22 protein-coding genes and 1 pseudogene are annotated in these 23,176 nt (G+C 66.2%); 15 read left to right on the forward strand and 8 right to left on the reverse strand.

Translation table 11 applies throughout. The features are described from left to right. Positions 1-1,140, reverse strand: a pseudogene (locus GJ630_RS11795) (DNA mismatch repair protein MutS); the annotation flags it as partial. 105 nt (positions 1,141-1,245) lie between these two features. On the opposite strand from GJ630_RS11795, the gene GJ630_RS11800 reads away from it, so the two are divergent. Continuing rightward, complete coding sequence (locus GJ630_RS11800) at positions 1,246-1,638, forward strand: nuclear transport factor 2 family protein (RefSeq protein ID WP_014041577.1); 393 nt, start codon at positions 1,246-1,248, stop codon at positions 1,636-1,638. Between the two features lie 7 nt (positions 1,639-1,645). On the opposite strand, the gene GJ630_RS11805 is transcribed toward GJ630_RS11800, so the two are convergent. Next, positions 1,646-2,236, reverse strand: coding sequence for a class I SAM-dependent methyltransferase (locus GJ630_RS11805; RefSeq protein WP_191449942.1), 591 nt, complete (start codon positions 2,234-2,236; stop codon positions 1,646-1,648). A gap of 165 nt (positions 2,237-2,401) precedes the next feature. Here GJ630_RS11805 and GJ630_RS11810 point away from each other — a divergent pair, with 165 nt between their 5' ends. Further along, entirely contained in the window at positions 2,402-6,112 is a 3,711-nt protein-coding gene (locus GJ630_RS11810; RefSeq protein ID WP_191449943.1) for a glycoside hydrolase family 97 catalytic domain-containing protein, read from the forward strand. Here the strand turns inward: GJ630_RS11810 and hisA are convergent. Next, on the reverse strand, positions 6,109-6,843 hold the full coding sequence (gene hisA, locus GJ630_RS11815; RefSeq protein ID WP_014041574.1) for a 1-(5-phosphoribosyl)-5-[(5-phosphoribosylamino)methylideneamino]imidazole-4-carboxamide isomerase: 735 nt from the start codon (positions 6,841-6,843) through the stop codon (positions 6,109-6,111). The two genes, GJ630_RS11810 and hisA, sit on opposite strands and share 4 nt — an antisense overlap. A 110-nt stretch (positions 6,844-6,953) precedes the next feature. Here hisA and GJ630_RS11820 point away from each other — a divergent pair, with 110 nt between their 5' ends. From GJ630_RS11820 to GJ630_RS11845, 6 genes are all read left to right on the forward strand, one after another. After that, on the forward strand, positions 6,954-7,874 hold the full coding sequence (locus GJ630_RS11820) for a hypothetical protein (RefSeq protein ID WP_191449944.1): 921 nt from the start codon (positions 6,954-6,956) through the stop codon (positions 7,872-7,874). 69 nt (positions 7,875-7,943) lie between these two features. Then, positions 7,944-9,152: an inorganic phosphate transporter gene (locus GJ630_RS11825; RefSeq protein WP_014041572.1), complete on the forward strand. Its 1,209-nt coding sequence runs from the start codon at positions 7,944-7,946 to the stop codon at positions 9,150-9,152. Positions 9,153-9,277: 125 nt separating this feature from the next. Next, the gene (fer1, locus tag GJ630_RS11830) at positions 9,278-9,667 is read left to right on the forward strand and encodes a ferredoxin Fer1 (RefSeq protein ID WP_004590522.1); all 390 of its coding nucleotides are present in this window, start codon (positions 9,278-9,280) and stop codon (positions 9,665-9,667) included. A 102-nt stretch (positions 9,668-9,769) separates the two neighbouring features. Continuing rightward, positions 9,770-10,795 carry an A24 family peptidase C-terminal domain-containing protein gene (locus GJ630_RS11835; RefSeq protein WP_371727461.1) on the forward strand — a complete coding sequence of 342 codons (1,026 nt, stop codon included), beginning with the start codon at positions 9,770-9,772 and terminating at the stop codon, positions 10,793-10,795. Between the two features lie 47 nt (positions 10,796-10,842). Continuing rightward, positions 10,843-11,205, forward strand: a complete 363-nt coding sequence (gene hisI, locus GJ630_RS11840; protein ID WP_008307361.1) for a phosphoribosyl-AMP cyclohydrolase — start codon at positions 10,843-10,845, stop codon at positions 11,203-11,205. Further along, positions 11,205-12,356, forward strand: coding sequence for a hypothetical protein (locus GJ630_RS11845; RefSeq protein WP_191449946.1), 1,152 nt, complete (start codon positions 11,205-11,207; stop codon positions 12,354-12,356). The genes hisI and GJ630_RS11845 overlap by 1 nt, the downstream gene beginning before the upstream one ends. Here GJ630_RS11845 and glmM read toward each other — a convergent pair. Continuing rightward, positions 12,341-13,720 (reverse strand): phosphoglucosamine mutase, encoded by a 1,380-nt coding sequence (gene glmM / locus GJ630_RS11850; protein ID WP_191449947.1) that lies wholly within the window; start codon positions 13,718-13,720, stop codon positions 12,341-12,343. The genes GJ630_RS11845 and glmM overlap by 16 nt on opposite strands. An 86-nt stretch (positions 13,721-13,806) precedes the next feature. Here glmM and pyrE point away from each other — a divergent pair, with 86 nt between their 5' ends. Beyond that, positions 13,807-14,358 (forward strand): orotate phosphoribosyltransferase, encoded by a 552-nt coding sequence (gene pyrE, locus GJ630_RS11855; RefSeq protein ID WP_014041567.1) that lies wholly within the window; start codon positions 13,807-13,809, stop codon positions 14,356-14,358. Between the two features lie 86 nt (positions 14,359-14,444). Further along, positions 14,445-14,693, forward strand: a complete 249-nt coding sequence (locus tag GJ630_RS11860) for a glutathione S-transferase N-terminal domain-containing protein (RefSeq protein WP_014041566.1) — start codon at positions 14,445-14,447, stop codon at positions 14,691-14,693. 58 nt (positions 14,694-14,751) lie between these two features. Here GJ630_RS11860 and GJ630_RS11865 read toward each other — a convergent pair whose 3' ends face one another. Next, positions 14,752-15,720, reverse strand: coding sequence for a transcriptional regulator (locus GJ630_RS11865; protein ID WP_014041565.1), 969 nt, complete (start codon positions 15,718-15,720; stop codon positions 14,752-14,754). 128 nt (positions 15,721-15,848) lie between these two features. Between GJ630_RS11865 and GJ630_RS11870 the strand changes: the two genes are divergently transcribed. From GJ630_RS11870 to GJ630_RS11880, 3 genes are all read left to right on the forward strand, one after another. Continuing rightward, positions 15,849-17,114, forward strand: a complete 1,266-nt coding sequence (locus tag GJ630_RS11870; RefSeq protein WP_050037198.1) for a tRNA(Ile)(2)-agmatinylcytidine synthase — start codon at positions 15,849-15,851, stop codon at positions 17,112-17,114. Positions 17,115-17,373: 259 nt separating this feature from the next. Further along, positions 17,374-17,580, forward strand: a complete 207-nt coding sequence (locus tag GJ630_RS11875; protein ID WP_014041563.1) for a hypothetical protein — start codon at positions 17,374-17,376, stop codon at positions 17,578-17,580. 32 nt (positions 17,581-17,612) lie between these two features. After that, the gene (locus GJ630_RS11880) at positions 17,613-17,840 is read left to right on the forward strand and encodes a hypothetical protein (RefSeq protein WP_023843450.1); all 228 of its coding nucleotides are present in this window, start codon (positions 17,613-17,615) and stop codon (positions 17,838-17,840) included. 1 nt (position 17,841) lies between these two features. Here GJ630_RS11880 and GJ630_RS11885 read toward each other — a convergent pair whose 3' ends face one another. Beyond that, entirely contained in the window at positions 17,842-18,906 is a 1,065-nt protein-coding gene (locus GJ630_RS11885; protein ID WP_191449948.1) for a pyridoxal-phosphate dependent enzyme, read from the reverse strand. 281 nt (positions 18,907-19,187) lie between these two features. After that, the gene (locus GJ630_RS11890) at positions 19,188-20,144 is read right to left on the reverse strand and encodes a succinylglutamate desuccinylase/aspartoacylase family protein (protein ID WP_050037195.1); all 957 of its coding nucleotides are present in this window, start codon (positions 20,142-20,144) and stop codon (positions 19,188-19,190) included. A gap of 135 nt (positions 20,145-20,279) precedes the next feature. Between GJ630_RS11890 and GJ630_RS11895 the strand changes: the two genes are divergently transcribed. After that, positions 20,280-20,495, forward strand: a complete 216-nt coding sequence (locus GJ630_RS11895; RefSeq protein WP_044952071.1) for a hypothetical protein — start codon at positions 20,280-20,282, stop codon at positions 20,493-20,495. A gap of 7 nt (positions 20,496-20,502) precedes the next feature. On the opposite strand, the gene GJ630_RS11900 is transcribed toward GJ630_RS11895, so the two are convergent. Further along, positions 20,503-21,726: a potassium channel family protein gene (locus tag GJ630_RS11900; protein WP_044952068.1), complete on the reverse strand. Its 1,224-nt coding sequence runs from the start codon at positions 21,724-21,726 to the stop codon at positions 20,503-20,505. A 233-nt stretch (positions 21,727-21,959) separates the two neighbouring features. Between GJ630_RS11900 and citZ the strand changes: the two genes are divergently transcribed. Next, entirely contained in the window at positions 21,960-23,105 is a 1,146-nt protein-coding gene (gene citZ / locus GJ630_RS11905) for a citrate synthase (RefSeq protein ID WP_014041557.1), read from the forward strand. Positions 23,106-23,176 lie beyond the last annotated feature (71 nt).

Here is a 23,176-nt window from a genome sequence, read left to right on the forward strand (position 1 = left end):
GACCCGTCCGAGCAGCGCCAGCGTTTCCTGACTGCTCGCACGGTCCCGCGCGTCGGCGCTCCCCGACGTGGCCCGCGCCGCCAGCCGTTCGAGGTCGTAGGCGTCCGACAGCGTCTCTCGAATCCGCTCACGGGCCATCGCCGCTTCCGACAGCGCCGCCACGCAGGACTGCCGGCGCTGGAGTTCGGTCCGGTTTCGTCGGGGCCGCTGGAGCCACTGCTGGAGCAGCCGCCCGCCGGCGGCCGTGACCGTGTGGTCGATAGTGTCGAACAGCGACCCCGAACTGTCGCCCTGCATCGTTTCGGTGAGTTCGAGGTTCCGCTGGGTCGTCGCGTCGAGGTCGACGTGGTCGCGCTCGCCGTAGGCCTGCAGCCGCGTGACGGCCGCCAGCGTGCCGACCCCGGTGTCCTCGACGTAGGACAGCACCGCGCCGGCGGCCCGGACTGCTACGTTCTGGTCACCGATGCCGACGCTGTCGACCGTCTCGCTCCCGAACTGCTCGCGGACAGTGTGGCTCGCCCGCCCCGGCTCGAACGATGCTGAATCGTGGAGCGTCAGCGCCGCGTCCGTCCGCTCGCGCAGGCGGTCAAGAAATCCGTCGTCGTTCCGGAGCTCCGGGCCGGGGAGAATCTCGGCCGGCCCGAACGTGTACAGTTCCGTCAGCGCCTCGCCCGCGTCGGCGTCGTCCAGTTGCGTGACCTGGAACTGGCCCGTGGTCACGTCCGTCGCCGCGATACCGTAGGTGTCACCGCCGTCCCGGCTGGCCTCCCGAACCACCGCGGCGAGGTACTGCGCCGACTCGTCGCCGGTCTCTAGATGCGTTCCGGGCGTAACGACCCGCGTTATTTCGCGAGCGTGGCCGTTCTCGGTCTCGTGCTGGTCGGCGATGGCGACCCGATAGCCCCGCTCGACCAGCGCGGAGACGTACGGCGTCAGGTCGTCGACTGGAACCCCCGCCATCGGGTACGACGAGCCATGCGAGGACTTCTGGCTCACCTTCAGGTCGAGTTCGTCGGCGACGATTTCGGCGTCCTCGTCGAAAAACTCGTAGAAGTCGCCACACTGCATCGCCAGCAGGTCCGCGTCGGTCCCCTCCTTGAGCGTGAGGAACTCCCCGACGATTCCCGTCGCCTCTGTCATACACGTCCGTGTGGCCGTCCCGGGCGTAAGGATTGCGGGTCGGGAGAGCGTGTTCGCGGCCGCCGGGCGTGGCCAGTGAAGGGGCCACAGGCCGTAGGGCCGAGTATGAACGCAGCAGAGACTATCGCGGCCTACTACGCCGCGCTCCGGGCCGGCGAGCCGCTCGGCCCCTTTTTCGCCGATGACGCAGACCGCTCGGTGGTCAAGTTCGGCATCTCTGAACAACTGGTCGGAACCGGCGCTATCGGAACAGGACTACGGGAACAGACCGAGACGACGGCCGACTGGACTGTCGAGAGCCATGCGCTCCGGGTGACAGAACGCGAGGGCTACGCGTGGTTCAGCGACGCCGTCGACCTGTGCTGGACCGACACCGAGGGCACGGTCCGCCACGAGTACGACACGCGCTGGAGCGGGACCCTCGAAGCTACCGGCGAGGCGCGCGAGTGGCAGTTCGTCGGCATGCACGTCAGCACGGCCGACGACCTAGGGGAGTAGGCGGTCGCTAATCGCCGTCAAGCGTGGCGAAGACGAACTCGCTATCGCTCCCGAGGGGGTCCGTCGCGGTGACCGTCTCCGTCTCGGTGAAACCAGCGTCGGCCAACTGGTCGAGCGTCGCCCGCCGACCCGGTGCCGAGAAGAACATCGACCCGCCCATCCAGCCGCGCCGGACGGTTTCGAACTGGCCGCTCGGCAGTGTCATCAACACGGTACCGCCCGGTCGGAGCACGCGAGCGAACTCACGGTAGACCGTCGGGTGCTGGTCCTGCGGGACGTGGAAGACGGCGTGGTAGGCCGTGACTGCGTCAACGCCGTCGGTCGCAACCGGGAGCGCCGTCATATCCCCCTGAACGAGACGGCTGTCCGGTACTGTCTCTGCTGCGAGATCCAGTCCCGCACGGGAGAAATCGAGCCCGACGCTGTTCGGCGGGAGGTTCGCAAGCGTCCGCGCGCCGTCACCACAGCCTACGTCGAGAACTGTCGGCGCTCCGGGGAGCCGTTCGAGCAGGGCTGCGTCCGACCCGGTCGGGTCGCGCCGCTCGGCGTAGGTCTCGGAGACACTGTCCCACGCGTGGCGCACCTCGTTGCGGTCCATGTCTACACTATGTGTGCAAGCCGGATAGGCGTTCAGCTACCTCTCCACAGTCACCTCCCTATTTCGACTCCAACGCGATATTCCGATGGTGTTCACTGATTCATTGACCAACTGGTATGCAATCTAGGTGAACTTTTATTACTTATCCGCGGGAGGAACGACTCGATGTTTGAAGAAGAATCACAGCCCAAATCTAACCCGAGCCGAAGACAGTTCCTCGGTGGGGTCGGTTCGCTGCTGGCCGCGTCGGCGTTCTCGGTCTCCGTCTCCGACGACGCTGCCGCACAGGTGACAGCGGGCGACGACTCGGCCACACAGACTATCTCGTCACCTAACGGGGCAGTAACACTCACTGTCGATGTCAGCGACGGTGTGGCAACATACGAGGTCGCACACGACGGGACGACGCTCATTGGGGAGTCGGAACTGGGCTTCGAGTTCCGGAATCAGGACCCGTTCCGTTCGGGTCTGGCCGTCACCGGGAGCGAGCGAACCGAGGTCGATACGTCCTGGACACCAGTATGGGACCGTTACGACGAAATCACCGAGCGGTACACGGAACTCCGGCTGGGGGTCGCGGAGTCGACCGGGGCGGAGCGGTTCGGGACGCTCGTCTTCCGGGTGTTCGACGACGGCGTCGGCTTCCGATTCATCTTCGGGGAGCCCTTCGGCGACCAGTTCGTCGTCACATCCGAGCGGACCGAGTACAATTTCGCCGGGGACTACACCTCGTGGTGGATTCCCAACGACTACAACAACTTCGAGGTGGAGTACGAGGAGACGCCGCTGAGCGAGGTGGCCGGCGAACTCGACGGCACTGGCTTCGACGGCGTCCACACGCCGATGACGATGCGAACCGACGACGGCCGTCACCTCGCCGTCCACGAGGCCGACCTCACGGACTACGCCTCGCTCGCGCTCACACCGCCGGACGCCGGTGACACGACCTTCCAATCGACGCTCGCGCCGCTGCCCGACGGGACCAAGGTGTCGGCGTCGGCCCCGCACGTCACCCCATGGCGAACAGTTCAGGTGGGGACCAGCGCCGGCGACCTCGTCGAGTCGAATCTGGTGGTGAACCTCAACGAAGACTACGATGAGGAGGTGTTCACGCAGGGCGTCGACTGGATAGAGCCCCAGAAGTTCATCGGCGTCTGGTGGCTGATGATAACCGGCCGCGCCGACTGGGAGTACACCGGGGAGACCTCCGGCAACCACGGCGCACAGACCGGCCGCGCCACGCAGTACATGGACTTCGCCAGCGAGCACGACATCCCTGGCGTCCTCGTCGAGGGCTGGAACGAGGGCTGGTCGAGCTATCCGGGCGATGGCAGCAGTTTCGATTTCTCCACACCGTATCCGGACTTCGATCTGGCGGAAGTGACCGACTACGGCGCGAGCCTCGACCCGCCGACCCAGATGACGATGCACAACGAGACGGCCGGGGACTTCCGGAACTACGAATCACAGCTCGACGAGGCATTTTCGTTGTACGATGACCTCGGAATCCGGACCATCAAGAACGGCTACGTCTCCGACAGCGGTGACCTTGCGGGCGAGCGTTACAGCCACCACAACCAGATACTGGTCAACCACCACACGCTGGTCGCCGAGACGGCGGCGGCCAATCGACAGATGCTCGATATACACGAGCCGATTCACCCGACCGGCCGCCGGCGGACCTACCCGAACCTGATGACCCGCGAGGGGGTCAAAGGTCAGGAGTACGATTCCTTCGGCGACGTGAGCCCCGAACACCACGTCACGTTCCCCTTTACGCGGATGCTGGGCGGGCCGGTCGAGTACACGCCGGGCATCTTCGACATGGACTCGGGGTCGGGCGGCATCGAGACCACGCGCGCCAAGCAACTGGCGATGTACCCGACATACTTCAGCGGCCTCCAGATGGCCGCCGACCTACCCAGTTCCTATCTGGCCGACCAGCCGCCGACGGCCGCCGTCGGCGAAGTCGCCCAGGCCGAGTGGGGCGACATCGAGGGCTTCTCGACGGCCGCCCGCTGGGCCAACGCTCAGGGCGAGCAGTACGTCGCCATCGACCCCAACAGCGCCGCGCCCGGTGCGACCGTCTCCTGGACCGTCGAGGACGCCGACGAGGGCGAGTACGACGTTCACTTCCGGTACGCCAGCGACGCCGAGGAGAACGCCATCGGCGCGGACACCGACCGGACTGCGTCGGTGCTTGTCAACGGCTCCGCGGCCGGCCAGGTCACGTTCCCGCCCACGGAGTACTGGGACGTCTGGGAGAGCGTCTCGACGACCGTCTCGCTGTCCGGCGACGAGGACGAAATCGCCCTCTCGCTGACCGCCGAGGACACCGGGGGCCTCAACCTCGACGCCGTCGCCGTCACCGACACCGGCGCGCCGATGCCCGACCCCGAGACAGCTCCCATCCGCGGCGAGACCGTCGAGGCGTTCCAGTTTATCGAGGACGTGCCCGCCGCGGGCTGGGACGACACGCGCGTCATCGACGCCGAGATCGGCGATTACATGGTCACGGCACGGCAGAAAGGCGAGGAATGGTATCTCGGCGCGATGACTGACGGGGGCGGCCGCGCCATCGACGTACCCCTGTCGTTCCTCTCGCCCGCTTCGGATAGCAACGGACAGGGGCCGGGGAACGACAACGGCGAGAAGAACGGGACGAACGAAGCCAGCGGCAACGGTACCGGCCCTAACGGCCCGAAGTACGTCGCCGAAATCTATTCCGACGGCATCGACGCGGCCTACGACGAGAACCTGACCGACGTTCGCGTCGACGAGGCCGTCGTCACACCGGGGACGACCCTGCTCGCGTCGATGGTCGGCAGCGGCGGGACGGCTGTCCGCTTCCGGTGCGCAACAGGTCAGGATATCAACGACCTGCCGGCGTACGAGCGGCCAGCACAGGACTTCGACGTCACCATCGGCGACGAGGTGTTCATCCAAGAACCGTTCATCCGGGCCACTGGGCGCAACGACGGGGCGTTCATCGGCGGGACCACGGTGACGCTCCGCGTCGACGGCGAGGCCGTCGGGACGGAGAACGTCCGCTTCCCGCCCAACACAAGCGACGCCACCTACGAGTTCGGCTACAGCATCGACGCGGCCGGCGACTACGACGTGTCAGTCGCGCTCCCGGACGGCACGACGCTCGCCAGCGGAACGGTGACGGTCAAGCCGCCGGCGACGGTGGCCGAACTCGCCGACCCGTCCGGCGACGACACCGGCCCAGGTGCGTACACGTATCCGACCAGCGGTGACTTCGAGGACGGCGCGTTCGACCTGGAGTCGCTGACGGTCGAACAGACACCGAGCCTCCATCGCTTCACCTTCAAGGTGGCGACTCTCTACAACGCTTTCGGCAGTAGCCGCGGCTTCTCGCCGCAGTGGTTCGTCCTCTGGCTGCGCGACCCGAGCGCTGACAGCGGGTCGACGACCAGCCTCGACGACCTCGGCGCGACCGTCGACTTCGAGGCCCCGTGGCAGTACCGCATCGAAATCAGCGGCTTCTCAAAGAGCGCGGTCGACGCCAGCGGTGCGACGCTGACCGACGCCGACGGGGACGCGGTCTCCCTCGGCGAGACCGTCGACGTGGACGCGGGGACAGTCACGCTCAGCCTCGACCGCGAGGCCGTCGGCGGCGCGGACGCGGCGGACCTCGAAGTCGTCGCGATGGTGCAGTCGGAGGACCGCGGGTCGCTCCGGCCAGTCGCCGAAGAAGCCGGGGGCTACGTCTTCGGCGGTGCCAAGCCCGGTGCAGTCGAGAACGCACCGCGAATTATGGACCTGACGACACCGGAGAGCGTCAGTCAGGCCGACGCGCTGGCCTACAGTGCCGACTCGCGGGCGACGCTGCCGTTCGTCCCGCTCGATTAATCCTCGGCGAGCGCGTCAATCGCCGCGTCGAGCGTGAACTGCCCCTCGTAGAGCGCGCTCCCGACGACGACGGCGGCGGCCCCGGCCGACCGAAGCGCGAGCACGTCGTCGATGGTTGCCACGCCGCCGCTGGCGACGACGGGGATGTCGACGCTGTCGACCAGTCGGCGAACCGGGTCGGTCCGAACCCCCTCGAGCTGCCCCTCGACATCCACGTCGGTGAAGAGGATGCCGCCGGCCCCGAGGTCGGCGTACCGCTCGGCGGCGTCGGCGGGGTCCAGACCAGTGCCTTCGGTCCATCCGGAGACGACCACCTCGCCGTCCTTCGCGTCGAGGCTCACGAGCACACTACCGGGGTGTTCGTCGCTGATTTCGCGGACGATCTCCGGCGTTTCGACGGCCGCCGTGCCGAGGATGACGCGGTCAAGCCCGCGGTCGAGCAGCGAGACGGCGTCCTCGGCGGTTCGGATGCCGCCGCCGAGTTGCACGTCCACGTCGGCTCCCACCGCGTCGAGGACGGCGTCGATGGCCGCCGCGTTCCGTCGCTCGCCCTCGAACGCGCCGTCGAGGTCGACGAGATGGAGCGTCCGCGCGCCGGCGTCGACCCACCGCTGTGCGGCCTCGACCGGATCGCCGTAGGTTTTTTCGGTGCCGCGTTCGCCGCCGACCAGCTGGACCACCTGTCCGTCCTGCATGTCGACCGCGGGGACGACCTCGAATTCGGGGTACATGGCCGGTGGTCCGGCGGCGGCCGTCGAAAGCGTGTCGGTCCACCGTGTACGGACGGCTGTCTGCACAAATCCACCCCCATCCTTTTACGCCGTGATGGGAAAGGTCCGACATGGTTACTGCTACACTCGTCCTCACACCGCTCGCCCGTCGGCTCGAAGCGATCATGTTCGGGCCGTACGAACGCGAGTACCAGCTCTTCGAACAGGCCGTGATGGTCGTCGCCGTCGGCCTGGCGCTGGCCTGGGGGCTGGCCGCGTTCGGTGTTCTCCCGCTCGGTGCCGGCACGGTGTCGGTGCTTGCGACCGCCGCCAGTGTCGCCATCTCGGCGTTCGTCGTCGTCGGCTTGCTACAGTTCCTCGTCCTCGCGAACGTCCTCGAACGGACGAACGAGGACGTCGCCACGAAGGCCGCTGAACTCGAAGAGGCCGCCGAGCAACTGGAAACGACAGCCGAGGAACTGGAGACGACCGCCGACGAGGTCGAAAACGCGGCCGAGACTGTCGACGAGGCCGCCGAAGATGTCGAACAGACCGCGGACGAAGTCGAGCAGACGGCCGGCGAGGTCGAGCAGACAGCGGACGAAGTGGAGGAGACCGTCGACGAGGTCGAGGAGACCGCGGACGAAGTCGAGCGGACGGCCGACGAAGTCGAACAGACTGCGACCGAGACCGGCGACGAGGACGCCGCCGAGAAGGTGACCGAGGTCAAGGACAAGACGACCCAAGTCAAGGACAAGACGACCGAAGTGAAAGACAAGACGACCCAAGTCAAGGACAAGGCGACGGAAGCGAAAGACAGGACGACCGAAGTGAAAGACAAGGCCACGGAGGTCAAAGACAAGACCAGCGATGCGAAGCAGACCGCCGAATCGGTCACCGACGAGGTCGAAGCGGCCAAGGAAACGGCGAACGAAGTCGAGGAGACCGCGGCGGAGGTCGAGGAGACGATGCCGGCCGACGACGAGCACCTCGCTGACGAGGGTGGCAAGTCTGACACCGACGACGGTGGCTCGGACGAGCGGTCGTCGTAGCGGCGGTCGCCGTCGCTTGGCACATTACCCGTTCGGTACGTTTTAACCCAGTGAGGGACTGGCACCTGTATGGTCGAAGTTCTCTTTGCCCTCGGTGTTCTGGTGGCTATCTTCGTCGGGTTCAATATCGGGGGCTCTTCGACGGGTGTCGCGTTCGGGCCTGCAGTCGGGTCAGATACGCTTTCGAAACTGTCCGCGGCGGCCCTGATGACCATCTTCGCGCTGGCTGGGGGACTCATCGTCGGCCCGGAAGTCGTCGAAAGCCTCGGGAGTGACCTCGTCGAGACCGCCTTCTCCCCGCTCATCAGCATCGTCGTGCTGTTTTTCATCGGTGTCGCGCTGTTTCTCTCGAACGTGGTCGGCGTCCCGGCGTCGACCTCGATGACGGCTGTCGGCGCTATCGCCGGTCTCGGCCTCGCTCGCGGGACGCTAAACGCCGCCCTGATGCTCGAAATCGTCTCGTGGTGGCTCGTCTCCCCGATCATCGCCTTCTGGGTCAGCGGGGTCATCGGCCGGTACTTCTACCCGCGCCTCGTCGAGTGGTTCGCTGTCTCCCAGAGCGAGGGGTCGCTACTGGATTTCGACCGGTCCGGTTCGATTCCACGGCCGTCACTTGGGGAGAACACGACACCGCGTGAGTTCGTCGGGACCGTCGTCGTCATCGGTATCGGCTGTTACATGGCCTTCTCGGCGGGCGCGTCGAACGTCGCCAACGCCGTCGCCCCCCTCGTGGGGAACGGCTCGCTAGATATGTACCCGGCTATCCTGCTCGGCGGTGGCGCTATCGGCCTCGGTGCCTTTACCATCGCCCGTCGAACGATGGACACGGTCGGCAACGACCTGACCGACCTCCCGCTGGTCGCCGCCATCGTGGTTGCGGCAGTTGCCTCCACCATCGTCACCTTCCTCTCCGCGCTGGGTATTCCGGCGAGTTTCGTCATCATCGCCACGATGAGCATCGTCGGGCTCGGCTGGGGCCGTGCAACGCGAACGACGAGCCTCTCCGACACTGTGCAGGGCGAGACGCCCGTCGCGTCTGTCGGTGCGCTGACCACCGACGCGGAAGCCGCGGATGCGCCGACTGTCGGCGGGAAAAAGGGGACGCCGAAGCCGGCCGAGACCGAACCCATCGGCGAGGAATCGCGGGAGGACATCCCGTCGGCGTCGGACCTGTTCGAACCCGGGACCACCGCCAGAGTGATTTTCCTTCAGAACATCGTCCCCTCGATCGCGACGCTCGCGGCGTATCTGGTATTCAAGTTTTTGCCGATTGCCTGAGCGGTGATCGGTCCCGAACAGCTGTCGTCGGTTTCCGACGAATCCCCGCGTTGTCCCTCATTATTTTGCACGGCCTAAAACCGAAGGGCAAAGTCTAACAGGGCGGGGTTCGAACCAATCAGGTGATGCCCACGGTAGAGTACCTTAACTACGAAGTAGTGGACGATAACGGCTGGGACATGTACGACGACGACGTCTTCGCAGAGGCGTCAGATATGGACCTCGACGGTGAGGACTACGGGTCCCTCGAGGTGAACGAAGGCGAGTACATCCTGGAAGCCGCCGAGGCGCAGGGCTACGACTGGCCCTTCTCGTGTCGCGCCGGTGCCTGTGCGAACTGTGCCGCCATCGTTCTCGAAGGCGACATCGACATGGACATGCAGCAGATCCTCAGCGACGAGGAAGTCGAAGACAAAAACGTTCGCCTGACCTGTATCGGCAGCCCGGACGCCGACGAGGTCAAGATCGTCTACAACGCCAAGCACCTCGACTACCTGCAGAACCGCGTCATCTAACGCGGCTCCTGCAGCGCACTACACTTTCTTCTTCCAGCAGCGACTGCCTTCGACAGCCGTCGTATCGGAACCATTAGGGGCACCCCTGTATTGCGTATAGCCGTGCTCGGGTCGATACCGGACCTGCTTCGGCTGGTCGCCGTCCCGGTGTTCGGGTGGGCGGCCTACCGCGACGTGAAAACCCGCCGGGTGCCCAACCGGACCTGGACCCCGCTTGCCGTGCTGGCGGTCGTGCTCCTGCTGTGGGACGCCTACACCGTCTGGGCCGGCCCGACAGCGGTCGGCCAGCGGCTGTTCTTCATCAGAGTCGCGATCAGTCTCGGCTTCGTCGTTCCGCTGTCGTACGGTTTCTGGCTCATCGGCGGGTTCGGCGGGGCCGACGCGAAGGCGTTCATGCTCGTCGCCGTCCTCTTTCCCGTCTATCCGGTGTACTACCTGCCAATGCCAAGCGTCGCGCTCCCGCTCCAGCAGAGCGCTATCGGCGTGTTCTCGCTGACGATCCTCTCGAACACCGTGCTTGCTGGCATCGTCTACCCGCTTGCCGTCGCTGCCGGGAACCTCGCCCGTGGTCGTTTTTCGCTGGCGATGTTCATCGGGCGGCCCGTCGCCGCCGCCAACGTCACCGAGGAGTACGGCCGCCTGCTCGAATCCCCCGACGGCTTCGACCGCGGCGGCCTTGACCTCGACGCCCTCCGGATGTACCTGCGCTGGCGCGACTGCTCACTTGCCGACATCCGCGCAGACCCCGACCACCATCGGCGTCCGACTTCCCTCCCGGCGGTTCCGAACGACCCCGGCGACGGTTCCCTGGCGACCGACGGCGGCGACCCGGTGGCCGACGACGTTGACGAGCCGGCAAACCGTGACGCCGGGGCCGATGAGACCGACCGTCCCGACCACATCGACGATCCGTGGGGTGCAGAGCAGTTCTTAGACGACATCGACCACTCCGCCTACGGCACGTCGCCGGCCCAGCTCCGTGACGGACTGGACGTGCTCGCCGAACAGGACGAGGTGTGGATTTCGCCCGGGATTCCGTTCCTCGTCCCGATGTTCGCCGGGCTTGTCGTCTCGCTCACCTACGGCGACGTGCTGTTCTCGCTGTTGCAGGCTGTTGGGCTCGCGTGACCCCCGGTAGCAGAAGACCTATTTTTCGGACACGCCTCCGCCCGAGTATGACCGAGGTCGACCTCGCGTTCGACGAGCAGGAGTACATCCCCGCTGTCGCACAGGACGCCGACACCGGCGAGGTACTCATGCTCGCCTACGTCACCGAAGAAGCGCTGCGGAAGACCCGAGAGACGGGGGAGGCCCACTACTACTCGCGGAGCCGGGACGAACTCTGGCACAAGGGCGGGACGAGTGGCCACACGCAGGCCGTCGAAGAGGTGCGGGTCGACTGCGACGGGGACGCGCTGCTGTACGTCGTCGACCAGACCGGCGGGGCGTGCCACACCGGCTACGAGTCCTGTTTCCACCGGACTGTCGACGGCGAGACGGTCGGTGAGCAAGTGTTTGACCCGGACGACGTCTACTGATGGCGCGATCCGATACTGAGATCGAAAGCAGTGCAGGAACCCCCGACGCCGTCGAGAACCTCGAACAGGCCGCCGATGCGCACGACCGAGCGCAGACGTGTGTCGAGGAGGTCGGTGCCGACGCGTTGCGTGACTGCCGTGACATCTACAGCGAGCTGTGGAACCTGCTAGACAGCTACGACGGCCGGGCGACCGGCGGCGGCGACTTCGAGGCGTTCATGGAGTTTCAGGGCCGGGTCGGGACGCTGACCGACGATCTCCCCGAGGATCTGCCCGAGCGCGATACCTTCGAAGAAATCGACGATTTCCTCCAGCAGCGGCGACTCACCGAGGGCGATTTCGAGCAGGCCCGCGAGATGCTGTCGCCCATCGGCGACCTCGTCGGGCGACTCGACGAACTCGACGACGCACGCGAGCAGTACAAGAAAGCCCGGACCGAGGCGAACCGTCGACGCGACGAACTGAGCGACCGCATCGACGACCTGGAACGCCTCCAGCGTCTCGGCGACGCCGATCTCGATGCCCCGGTCGAGCATCTCCGTGACCCCATCGAGCGCTACAACGACGCCGTCTCAGAGGCGTTCACCGAGTTTCGCCGCAATACGCCGGCTAAGGACGCGCTGGCAGTTATCGATCGGTCGGACGCGTACCCGCTGGTCGAGTTCCGGTCCCCACCCGCGGAACTGCTGACCTACGTCCGCGAGCACGACGCCGGCCGGGAGCCGATTCCGAAACTACTGGAGTACGCCGACTACTCCGCCTCGAAGCTGGACCACTACGTCGACGACGCCGCGGCGCTACGGAGCGCCGTCGCCACCCGGCAGACGTATCTCCGGCGACTCGACGCCGAGCCGGTGCGGATCGACTGGCCGCCGCCGTCGGCCGACGCCCTGCCGTGGTATTGCCGAGAGTACCGCTCGGTCGTCGCCCGGTTCGCCGACGAGTCAGTCGTCGCGGCGCTACGGGAGGTACGTGGACTCGCGGAGCGGGATGACTACGAGCGGCTTCGCGAGAGCGCTGTCGCTCGGGCAGACCTCACAGAATCCGAGCGTGAACGGCTGGCAAGCGGTGCTGTCGAGCAGGAACTATCGACCGCCCGCGAGGCCAGGGCAGCTATCGACGACGCGCTGGAGATTTATCGGCCGCTGTAAGTGTCAGCCTGCTGGGTTGCTCGCCTCACCATCGTTTCGGCCAGCTCTTCGGCGCGGTCGAGCGTGCGCGCTTCGGCGTAGACCCGGACGACGGGCTCCGTGCCGGACGGTCGGGCGAGCACCCAACCGTCGCCGTAGTCGAGGCGATAGCCGTCCGTCGTGTCGAGGTCGGCCGTCGCGTCGTTCGCGTGGGCCTCGATGCCTTCGAGCATCGCTTCGCGCTCGTCTTCGGTCTCGTATTCGAGGTTTCGCCGGACGTTGTAGTAGTCGTCGTAGTCCGCGGCCACCTCGCTCGCGGGCCGCTCGGCGACGAGTTCGAGGAACTTCGCGGCGGTGAACGCCCCGTCTCTGGCGATGCGGTAGTCGGGGAAGAGGATGCCGCCGTTGCCTTCGCCGGCAATCGCGACGTGGGTCCCCTCGTCCTGCAGTTTGCGGATGCGGCTGACGATGTACGTCGAGCCGATGGGGGTGAGCGAGAGGGTCGCGCCGGCGTCCTCGACGACGTCGACCAGCCGCTGGGAGGCGTTGACCGCCGAGACGACGCCGTCGCCCGACTCGATTTTCGCCGCCGCGAGCGCGGCCAGTGCGGCGTCACCTTCGATATGGGTTCCGGTCTCGTCGACGAACATCCCGCGGTCGGCGTCGCCGTCGTGGGCGAATCCGAGGTCGGCGTCGGTCGCGCGGACGAACGCCCGGAGGTCTCCGAGGTTCTCGGCGACGGGTTCGGGGTCGCGGCCGGGGAAGTGGCCGTCGGGCTGGGTGTTGACAGTGTGGACCTCACAGCCGAGTTCGCGGAACAGGTCGGGGCTCGTCAGCGAGCCAGCGCCGTGGCCGGGGTCGACGACGACAGTGAGGTCGGCGTCGGCGATGCGGTCGCGGTCGACGGCAGACAGCACCTGCTCGCGGTAGCGGCGGCGAGCACTGTCGATGGCGGTGTCGGACCCGACTGTCTCCCAGTCCGCGTAGGTCGGGGTGTCGTCCCGGAGGGACTGCTCGACGTGGTCGAGCGTCTCCCGCGTCAGTTCGACGCCGTCCGCGCCGATGAGCTTCACGCCGTTGTACGCGGCCGGATTGTGACTCGCGGTAATCATCACGCCCGGGACCGACTCACGCTCGCAGTAGGCCTGCAACCCCGGTGTCGGCACGACGCCGAGGCGGTCGACGTCGAACCCGACGGCCGTCAGCCCGCTTGTCGCGGCGTTGATAAACGTCCGCCCGGTCGTCCGCGTATCCCGGGCGATCGCGACGCGGTCGTGGTCGTCACGCCAGACGTCCCCGGCGGCCTGTGCAACCCGAAGGACGTACCGCGGTGTCAGCTCATCGCCCGCGACACCTCGGACGCCACTCGACCCGAACACTTGCATTCGAGCGAGTGTCTGATGCGGAGGGGCTTAGGAATGTCGCTGTCCGAATTCAACAGTCATTAGCCCCGTGACCGTGCAGTGAGCGTATGGCAAACGACGACCTCATCGCGGCGCTGCGGGACGCCGACGCCGTCAAGTTCGGGGAGTTCGAGCTCTCCCACGGCGGCACGTCGAACTACTACGTCGACAAGTACGTCTTCGAGACCAACCCCGACTGTCTGGACCGCATCGCCGAGGCCTTCGCCGAGCGCATCGCCGAGTGGGACACGGACGCCACGCTCGCCGGCGTCGCCCTCGGCGCAGTCCCGCTGGTCGCGGTCACCAGTGTCGAGACGGGCATTCCCTACGTCATCGCCCGCAAGCAGGCAAAGGAGTACGGCACGGGCAACCGAATCGAAGGGGATCTGGCCGACGGCGAGGAGGTCATCATCCTCGAAGACATCGCGACGACCGGCCAGAGTGCGGTCGACGCCGCCGAGGCGCTCCGCGAGGCCGGCGCTATCGTCAACCGCGTGCTCGTCGTCGTCGACCGCGAGGAGGGGGCCAGCGAGAACCTCGCCGACCACGACCTCGAACTGTCCTCGCTCGTGACTGCCTCTGACCTGCTCGCCGACGCACCCGACGATATCGACGTATAGCGCTGGTCGGAACGCTCTCGGCCCTGCACGAGACGAGCACACCACCGATGTGTTCTTGACGCTGGCTCGCCTACCCACGAGTGCAAATGGCTAATCTCGAACTCTACGAACTCGAAGGCTGTCCGTACTGTGCGAAGGTAATCAAGAAACTCGACGAGCTGGGCCTCGACTACGAATCCCACATGGTCCCGCGGTCCCACGGCGATCGGACCGAAGTGAAGGAGGTTTCGGGCCAGACGGGCGTTCCCGTCCTCGTCGACGAGGACAACGGCGTCGACGGGATGCCTGAATCCGACGACATCGTCGAGTACCTCGAAGAAACGTACGGGCAGTAGACTCGGCGCTTACGGTAGTTCTCGTTTTTACGTGACAGCGAAGACTGAGAGCGCCCGCTCAGGCCACTTCCTCGGGTTCCTCGCCGCGCTCCATAATGAGGTCGCGCAGGTCGATGGCGTCCTCGATGTTTTCCATCTCCTCTTTCTCGATGAGCGCGGTCCCCTCGACGGACTCCCGTCGGAGTTCGTCGACGACGTACACCGACCGAGTCCGGGTTACCTCGCCGACCGAGGACATGATGCGGGCTCGCTTCTCGGCCGTCTCGGTGAACGCCGAGTGACCGGCAAGGACTTGCCCGTGCTCGTCGTCGCTCTCGTTGACGCTCTTGAACGGCGCGCGGTCCGTCGGGTGGACCTCGAAGCCGATACGAGTGAATACCGTCACAATCGGCTCGTCTTCCGGTGCGACGGCGGGGTCGTCCGGTGTCGGCTCGTCGTCACGGACTTCCTCGGCGCCGTCGAGGACGCTCACCGGCGAGGTCAGCGGCGCGTCGAACAGGTCCTCCAGTTCGGCGGCCACCTCGACGGAAGCGTCCATTCCGTCCTCGTATTTCGAGACCGTCCGTCGGGAGACGCCAAGTTCCTTTGCCAGTCGGCCGAGCGACCAGTCGCGGTTCTCGCGCACGTCAGCGAGAATCTCGGAGTCGATGTTGACGTAGAGTCCGCCCGGCGCGGCGTAGATGAGCGGTGGGACCTCCTCGACGAACAGGTCCATCGCGGTGTCGGGCGACAGCACGGGGACGCCGTGCCGGAAGTAGACGACGCCGGGTTTCAGTTCCTCGTCACGGGTCCGGAGTCCGACTACGATCGGTGTAGCATTCAGGTACGTGCCCAGTCGCCGCATCTCGCCCCCGGTCTGTGCGTCGAAGGCGTCGATGTTGCCCAGTATCTTCAGGAGCAACACGTCCTCACCGCGACGGGCAGCGATGTCGAAACTCTTCGGACGAATCGCACAGCGGTCGCTGACGAGGAAGCCAGCGTCTTCGAGCATCGCCATGACGTTTTCCACCAGCGCCGACCGTGACATAGTACTCTGTACCTCTACTGAGTCTAGCCCGCTCACCCATTATATGCATTGCGCCGTTCGTTGACCTCTCAGGCTCCTACCGACAGCGTGACGAAAGGGGTTTGACCGTTTCGGGGCTACAGGCGCTTGTGACTGTCGTCGGCCTCGATGATACGGACTCGCGCGAGCGGGGGATGTGTACGACCTACGCCGCCGCCAGCCTCGCGGAGTCGATACACGACGCCGGGGGGACCGTCGAGCGACTGCTCCTCGTCCGACTGAACCCCGCCGTTGAGCACAAGACCCGCGGGAACGCGGCGCTGGCAGTGCATACGGACCTCGACGCCGACACGGCGCTTGAACTGGCCGGGGACGTGCTCGACATGGCCGAGACCGACGACCCCCGGACCAACCCCGGCGCTATCGTCGCGGACTGCGACCCCGAAGACGTCCCACCGCAGGTCGCAACGTTCGCCTGCGAGACAATCCAGTCGATACAGGACCCGATGGCCGCGACGACGCTAGCTGACGTGGTCGGGTTCGCCCGCTGTCAGCGGGGCAACGGCCGCGGGCTCGTCGGCGCGCTCGCGGCGGTCGGGGCCTGGGCCGCGCTGTCGGACTGGACCTACGAACACATCGCCTACCGGGAGCGAGACCGGTGGGGAACTGAGCGGGCGGTCGACGGCGAGAGCGTCCGCGACGTAGCGGCCGAGTACTACCCCGACGTGTGGGACACTGTCGACCGTGCATCGGGCTATCCTGTCTGCGTTCCCCGGACGCCGTGTCCGATTCTCTACGGGATCCGCGGCGACGACCCCGACGCCTGCCGCGCCGTTGCCGACGCGATCGACAGCGAACCCATCGCCCGGCGAGCGACGTTCGTGACGAACCAGGGGACGGACGTCCATCTACAGGACGCCGCTGTCGACGCGGTCACGGCTGACAGCGCCTACCGCGTCACCGGCGACGTGGTCGACGCCCCCGAAACGCGGGAGGGCGGGCATGTGTTCGTTACGCTCGAGGGCGACGATACGACCCTCGACTGTGCGGCCTTCGAGCCGACAAAGGGCTTTCGCGACCGGGTCCGCTCGCTCAGGGTGGGCGACCGAATCACCGCCTGTGGCGAAGTGACTGACGGCACGCTCAAACTGGAGAAGTTCGCGGTCCGGGAACTCGTTCGGACGGAACCCGTCACGCCGGACTGCCCGGACTGTGGGCGGTCGATGAAATCCGCCGGCCGGAACCAGGGCTATCGGTGTCGGGACTGCGGGACCAGCGCCGACGGCAAGGTCGAGCAGTCAATCGAGCGGGGACTGGAACGCGGCTGGTACGAAGTGCCGCCGGTTGCACGCCGCCACATCGCGAAGCCGCTGGTCCGTGGCGGGTTCGACGCGCCCACTCACCCGTCCCGCTGAGACCGATTAGCGTCGCGGTGTACCGGTCTCTCTCGACCTCGGGGACGACATTATCCGGAAATCAGATCCGACAATTCGAATGCGGTGTGACATCGTCGCGTAAACATCCCACCCGACAATCAATCGTGGCCCTGGTCCTGTCTTCTATCTGGTTCGAACCGGCTACCGTCGAGTAAGCACCACGAATATTCCGGTAATACGGGGATATACCTCGATTTAGACTACGGATAACAATATTGATATACCGTTATGTGCGGCCATGAGCACCGAAGGGGCAGACACCCACCGGCGAAATACGACGGACGGCGAGGCCGCCGAGAAGCTATTGACTGTCGAACACGAGCCGGCTGCGGGCGGCGGCCAGCGCTCAATCCTGTATCCGCCCGGCAGCACGCCCTCCGAACTGGAAGCGAACTGGCTGGCCGTTTCGTCGGACCTTCTCGTTCCGCTTGACGACGTTCAGTAGCCCTTACGCCCGATAACCGACAGGTAACAATAATGATACCTGTCGTGAATCGAGACATGGACTCCGATACCCGGTCGACGAGTGCGGTGACGGCAGCGGCTGACGTTGACGAGGGAACGCTACCTGCCGTGGTACGCTCCCGTCCCGACGGCAGTGAGCGACTCATCTGCTACGCGCCGGATGTCGACACGACAGACGTAGAGGACCAGTGGCTCTCCGTCGATGCCGACTTTCCGGTCTCGACACTGCTGATGCGGTAGGTTAGTCGTTCCGTCCGGTCAACGCAACAACCACGTCGTCACCGTCCTGGAGTTCTCCCCGCTCTCTGAACTGAAGGAGCGCAGCCGTCGCCGTCGCACACGTCGGCTCGACGTGAAACCCTGCCCCACTGAGTCGGTCGCGCTCTCGCTCGGTTGCCGCCGCGGAGACGGCGACGGCGGCACCGCCGGTTTCGTCGATGGCGTGTCGTACTTGCTGGGCACGCGGCGGGTCGCGGATGTGGATCCCGTCAGCGAGGTCGTTGGCAGCAGCGTCGTCCGGTGTACTGCCCTCCTCGTCGGCGATGGGACTGTACCCGACTGCTTGCGTCCCCAGTATACGCGGGATAGCGTCCGTCCATCCAGCTTGCTCCAGTGCCCGGAACCCGCGGTAGAGGCCGAGAAACAGCGTCCCGTGACCGAGCGGTGTGACGACGGCGTCCGGCACGCTCCAGTTTCTCTGGGCGGCGATTTCGTAGGCGGCCGTCGCCGTCCCGGCGAAGAACGCGGGGTTCCAGGCGTGACTGGCGTACCAGCCCGCCCCACTCTCGACGGCGTCGATACAGGCCGCGGTTACGGACTCTCTACTCCCCTCGACCGGGACCACGTCGGCTCCGGTCCGTTCGATGCGGCGAACCTTCGCTTCCTTCGCGCTCGCCGGGACGTATATCTCCGCGTCCAGGCCCGCCCGTGCCGCGTAGGACGCGACTGCCAGCCCGGCGTTGCCCGAGGAGTCTTCGAGCACGCGGTCGGCTCCGACTCCGAGCGCTTCGGCGATGACCGTCGCCGCGCCGCGGTCCTTGAAACTCCCCGTCGGGTGGAGATACTCCAGTTTGAACGTGGCGTCCCACCCGGGCGCGTCGACCAGCGGCGTCCAGCCCTCGCCTAAACTGACCCGTTCGTCCATGGGGAGGAAGTCAGCGAAGTCCCAGACGCCGCTGGTTCGCGAGAACTGCGCCGGTCGGCTGTCGGGCAGGGGCTGGCTGGCGTAATCAAGCGGAGCCCCGCAGGAACACCGCCAGGGTTCCTCACGGGGGTACTCCCGGTCGCAGACGCTACAGGTGCGCATGGTCCCACTCGGATGCGGACGGTCCAAAAGCTGGCGGCGTCTGTGGCGCGGTAGTCGGTGCCTGTGGCTGGGCTGGCGGAGCGCACGGAGCGATGGCCGGGCGGCCGCTCCGTCGGCCGCCCCGGGGAAAGGCAGGTCAGCAAGCGAGCATACGCGGCGCGAAGCGCCGCGTTTCACGGGACCGAGCGTAGCGAGGTCCCGCGTTTTTTCCCACGTTTTGCGAGGGGGTGCCCACAGGCCGCACCGCGGCCGAGGACACTCTCCGAAGTAAAAAGTGGTTGTCAGTAGGTGTCGACGTTCGTCCCGACCGAGCAGACGTACTCGCCGGTCGCGACCTGCGGGAGCCGGCGGGCGCGCCAGAACACGCCGCTGGAGTCGGCGGTGATTTCGGCCTTCGGCTCGCCGAACACGTCGGTCACCTCGAACAGCGTCTCGCCGCGGGCGACGCGGTCGCCGAGGTCGGGCTTGAGGTCGATCAGGCCGCCGACGGGGGAGCCGTACTGTTCGAATCCGGAGGCGCGGGTCTGGGGGCGCGTGTCATGGTGGCCATCGAGGAAGCCGTAGTAGTGCAGGACGTTGAAGACACCGTCGACGCCCCGCTGGATGGACTGTTCATCCCAGCCGACACAGCCGCCGAGTTCGGGGTCGATTGTCGGCACGCCCTCGTCGGGGGCGGCGCGAGCCAACTGCCCGTCGGGGCCTTTCTGGTCGAGGATGTAGCCACAGCCGAACACTTTCGCGAGTTCGAGACACTCCTCGTGGAGGCGGTGGCGGGTGCCACACCGGACCCGTACCTCGTCGATCATCCGCGAGGTCGACCCCTGGTGTAGGTCGAGCACGTAGTCGGCGCTGATGGCGGCGTTGAACGTCGCCGCGGCGATGCGCTCGCTCGACGTCCCCGTTTTGTCGCCCGGATACGCCCGATTCATCTTCGTGTCGTCGATCGGGTTGCGGTGCTCGGCGACCTGGAACGCGTGGTAGTTGACGACGCCACAGACTAGAATCGTTCCGGACAGCTCTGCTGGGTCGAGCTGCGGGAGTGTTCGCTGGATGACGCCGACGCCGTTCAACTCGTCGCCGTCGCTGGCCGCCTGTATGTAGAGGGTCCGCCCGTCGTCGACACCGTTGACGACGGCGACCGGTAGCCCGAACGTCGACCCGTCGCGGGTCTCACCGACCTCCAGCCGCCCCGTGTCTTTCTCACCGGGGGCGGCGGTCGCCGTACCGAAAGTAACCATTGTTCCCACGTTTGCCTTGGGAGCCTTTACTGGTTCGGATTTCGCCAGCAGTTGCGCCGGACCGACGGCATCTTGGGGCCGCCACCCCTATCGACAGGTGTGTCCCAGTCCGAGCCACAGAGCGGGAAAGCGGCGATGGTCGCGGCGCTGAACGTGCCACGGAACGCGAAAATCGGCTTCGTACTCGCCGGCCTGTTCACGGCGGGGCTGTTCGCCCTGTTCGTCCTGCCGGGGACCCAGCGCCCGATGGGGTTCTACGTGGCGCTGGGGTTCGTTCTCGCGACGTCGCTGGGCGGTCTGCTGACGGCGCTGTTTACGGCCGTGTCTGCTGTGCGACTCGCAAGACAGTAGCAGAACGCTATTTTCCCTCGGCCAGTTCTGTAAGCCGACCGCCGCCGGTTCGAGTCCCCTTCGCGATGAGCACGTCGCCCGTCTGAATCTGCGTTTCCGGGCCCGGCGAAACGACCCAGTCGCCGCCCTCGCGCCCGGTCCGTTCACTCTCCCCGGCCCCGCGACGTATCGCGATGATCCGCATACCCGTCGCCGTCTTGACCGCCGCGTCGCCGATGGTCGTCCCAGCGAGGTCGCTGTCGGGGTACACCGCCGTCCGGACGATGACCTCGTCGGACTCCTGCACGGCCTCGGCGACGACCGGATGGGTCGACAGTCCCCGCAGAACCCCCTCGCTCATCTCCAGCGCGGCGTCGGAGATAACCTCCGTCGAACGGGCCAGGTGGACGAGGCCTCGCAGCGACACGGGGTCGTCGATGTCGGCGGCGGCCCGGAGCGTCCAGGCCTCGAACCGGGACTGCAGCGCGTCGACCTCGGCTTCGAGTTCGACGACTTCCTCGGCGACTTCCGTACTGTCGAACAGCACCGCGCCGTAGGCCAGATCGACGGCCAGCTCGCCCATGTCTTTCATCAGGACGATGGAGTCGACGGCGCGTTCGAGGTCCCGGACGCCTCCCTCCGGCGGTTCCGGCGGCTCGTACACGTCGCCGGTCGCGTCCTGATACACCTCGGCGATGCCGGCCTCTGGCCCCCGGAACAGCACCACGTCGTCCGCTTCGAGGCGCGTCTCCCGGTCGGGGTTGAGCAGCCAGTTCCCCTGCCGGCGGATCGCCAGCGCGCGGACGCCGGTCTCGGTTTCGAGGTTCAGGCTCCCCAGCGTCTCATTGGCTAGCCGAGAGTCCGAACCGATTGTCGCCCGCACGAGCGTCTCGACGGCTTCGGGCAGGGCCGCCCGCATCGTGTCTGGCAGGCCGATATCCTCTAGCACTATTTTGGCGATGTCGCCGGCCGCGTCGCTGATCTTCTCGGCGGCCCCGACCATCCCCAGGACGGGGGCCAGCGACTCCGCGTCCGCCGTCGACCGGCAGGCCATCAGGAGGCTCATGCGTGCGCGCAACTGGAGCACGTCCATCTTTTCCTCTAACTCCAGCACCTCCGCGGCCACGTCGTCGCTACCCAGCAGGACAGCCGAGTACGAGAGGTCGATGAGCAACTCGGCGGTGTCTTTCATCTCGGCCAGCACCTGCTTGACGCTGACCGGTTCGTACTCGACCGTCCCTGTCGGGTCCATGGCCGTCGATTCGATGGCCCCGAGCAAAAACGTTCCTCACTGTGTGGAGAGATAGCGCGCCCCGCTGTCAGCCACGACTGGCCGTTTGCATACCAGTGTGGGTGCTACGTTGGGGTATCGACCCAAATAGACCGGTAATCAGATGGACAGTCGTCCAATAACTGTTCCTGACATTGTGCCACACACGCTCGGAAAGAAAATGTTTTTCCCGGAAGGTAGGGAACTGATTGCGTATGTCCGACGACCTCAAGAAGGGACTCGAGGGTGTCATCGTCGCCGAGTCCGAACTCAGCGTTATCGACGGCGACGCTGGCAAACTCGTGTATCGGGGGTACACCATCGAGGACCTTGCGAAGGGTGCCAGCTACGAAGAGGTGCTGTACCTGCTCTGGCACGGCCACCTGCCGAACCGGGACGAACTCTCCGAGTTCAAGCAGGCGATGGTGGACGCGCGCGGCGTGGACGACGACGTCATCTCGACCGTGCGACAACTCGCCGAAGCGGACGAGAACCCGATGGCAGCGCTCCGGACTGCGGTGTCGATGCTCTCGGCGTTCGACCCTGCGCCCGAGGACGCCGAACCGACCGACGAGACGGTCAATCTTGAAACTGGACGGCGAATCACGGCCAAGATCCCGACCATCATCGCGGCGTTCACCCGTATCCGCGACGGCAAGGAACCCGTCGCACCTCGCGACGACCTCGACCACGCCGCGAACTTCCTGTACATGCTCAACGGCGAGGAGCCCGACGACGTGCTCGCCGACGTGTTCGACCAGGCGCTCGTCCTCCACGCCGACCACGGCCTCAACGCCTCGACGTTCTCGGCTATCACGACGGCGTCGACGCTGTCGGACGTTCACAGCGCGGTCACTTCCGCCATCGGGACCCTGAAGGGGCCGCTCCACGGTGGGGCCAATCAGGACGTTATGGAGATGCTAAAGGAGGTCGACGACGCCGAATCCGACCCGCTGGACTGGGTCAAGAACGCCCTCGACGAGGGCCGCCGCGTCTCCGGCTTCGGCCACCGCGTCTACAACGTCAAGGACCCGCGCGCGAAGATTCTCGGCGAGCGCTCGAAGGAACTCGGCGAGGCCGCCGGGACGCTCAAGTGGTACGAGATGTCCACCACTATCGAGGACTACCTCATGGAAGAGAAGGGGCTGGCCCCGAACGTCGACTTCTACTCGGCGTCGACGTACTACCAGATGGGCATCCCCATCGACATCTACACCCCCATCTTCGCGATGTCCCGCGTCGGCGGCTGGGTCGCCCACGTCTTCGAGTACATCGAGGATAACCGTCTGATCCGACCGCGTGCCCGCTACGTCGGCAAGAACCCCGACGAGACGGAGTTCGTGCCGCTGGACGAGCGGTAAGGCGCTCCCGCTGTCAGTCGTCCGTAGCCTGTCACTACCGCGTGGCCGTGAGCGCGTTTCATCGCGCGAAC

This window comes from Haloarcula sp. CBA1122, from assembly GCF_009741785.1.
GTDB lineage: Archaea > Halobacteriota > Halobacteria > Halobacteriales > Haloarculaceae > Haloarcula > Haloarcula hispanica.